Here is a 1,790-nt window from a genome sequence, read left to right on the forward strand (position 1 = left end):
CGTCAAGTGTTTTTTCAAACTTCTTTTTGCCGTTAATTTGAAGTGGTTAACACCAGCTCAAATCAACCTGACTCAGTGTTTCGCTATTGCGCTCTGCCGTGTCAGTGGATGCGCATTATAGGCAGATTTAGAAACACCGCAAGGGCTTTTTTCAATTAATTTCAGTTTTATTAAACATGTTCATTTAGCAACAAGATACGCAGAAGTTATCCCCAGATTTACCCACATTTAAGTTATATCCTGACCGTTTATGACTTTCCAACCCAGCCATTTTTATAACGTTATTCGAATTATTTTTTTTGGTGTTGACCTATGTACAGATGTCTTTCACCAATCTACTGGTAAAACTTAAATTTGTTTTTACTTATTTATCAAGATGCAAGTCCAAAAGGAGATAGAAGGTATAGAAGGTATAGAAATCTAAAGCCTCATAGCCTGGATTTAAGTTCATATTAAATATTACATTCGACTCGATAAATAAATAACAATGCCCCCTACAATCTGCCTCTTTTTAAATAAACGTTGGAAGGAAATAAGACATATTTGAACATTAGCAAAAACATAACTGGCTAGGCTAAAAAATTAACGATTAAGTCTTATGCTAATTTATACAGTTAATATTGATTCAAATGATTATTATCTAGAAATTAATTAAGCACAGGTATAACCTCCCCTATACACTCAAACGCAAAAAAACCACAATCTACATTGCGGGCTACTTGCTCTCTTAGAGAGATATTTGGCGTCTGGGAATAACCTACTTATACATGGGCATATCATCCACACTATCAATTCGCATAAGCGACTAGTTAGCACATTCAAATGACAAAGACAAAAAGCGCGCAATCTACATTGGGGGCTACTTGCTCTCTTTGAGAGATATTTAGTGTCTGGGAATGCCCATGCTATCTGTTCTCATAAGCGACTAGATAGCTCGTTCAAATGAAAAACAAAAAACATAATCTTCTTTGCGTGCTACTTGCTCTCTTAGAAAGGTCTTTAGCGCCTAGCAATAACCTACTTTTACATGGGAATATCGTCCACATTACCTGTTTCCATAAGCTGCTAGATCGTTCGTTCAAATGACAAACACAAAAAACCCGCAATCTACATTGCGGGCTACTTGCTCTCTTAGAAAGGTCTTTAGCGCCTAGCAATAACCTACTTTTACATGGGAATATCGACCACATTACCTGTTTCCATAAGCTGCTAGATCGTTCGTTCAAATGACAAACACAAAAAAGCCCGCAATCTAGATTGCGGGCTACTTGCTCTCTTTGAGAGATATTTGGCGTCTGGGAATGACCTACTTTCACATGGGGAGACCCCACACTATCATCGGCGCTATTGCGTTTCACTACTGAGTTCGGGATGGGATCAGGTGGGACCACAATGCTATTGTCCCCAGACAAATCTGGTTTTAAAGATGGTGCTGATACCCAGAATCGAACTGGGGACCTCATCCTTACCAAGGATGCGCTCTACCGACTGAGCCATATCAGCATGATCTTGCTTAAAATTACGAATCAGTAATTTAAGACTTTAATTAGGCGCTTGGCAATGACCTACTTTCACATGGGGAGACCCCACACTATCATCGGCGCTATTGCGTTTCACTACTGAGTTCGGGATGGGATCAGGTGGGACCACAATGCTATTGTCACCAAGCAAATTCGGTGTTAATCGCTGTCGCAATTAACGAAATTCGGAAAGCTGTTTCGTTGAGTTTCGAGTACATGGATGTACTTGATGTCATCAATGCAGGAGCATTTTATGACGATACTTTATTA

1 tRNA gene and 2 rRNA genes are annotated in these 1,790 nt (G+C 39.2%); all 3 read right to left on the reverse strand.

From position 1 onward, the window contains the following. Window positions 1-1,293: 1,293 nt before the first annotated feature. Window positions 1,294-1,409: ribosomal RNA gene (rrf, locus tag FNZ24_RS21425) — 5S ribosomal RNA — on the reverse strand. An 18-nt stretch (window positions 1,410-1,427) separates the two neighbouring features. Beyond that, window positions 1,428-1,503: transfer RNA gene (locus tag FNZ24_RS21430), tRNA-Thr, on the reverse strand. A gap of 49 nt (window positions 1,504-1,552) precedes the next feature. Further along, window positions 1,553-1,668 (reverse strand): 5S ribosomal RNA (gene rrf, locus FNZ24_RS21435). Window positions 1,669-1,790: the final 122 nt, after the last annotated feature.

This window comes from Shewanella sp. TC10 (assembly GCF_009663145.1).
Taxonomy (GTDB): Bacteria; Pseudomonadota; Gammaproteobacteria; order Enterobacterales; family Shewanellaceae; genus Shewanella.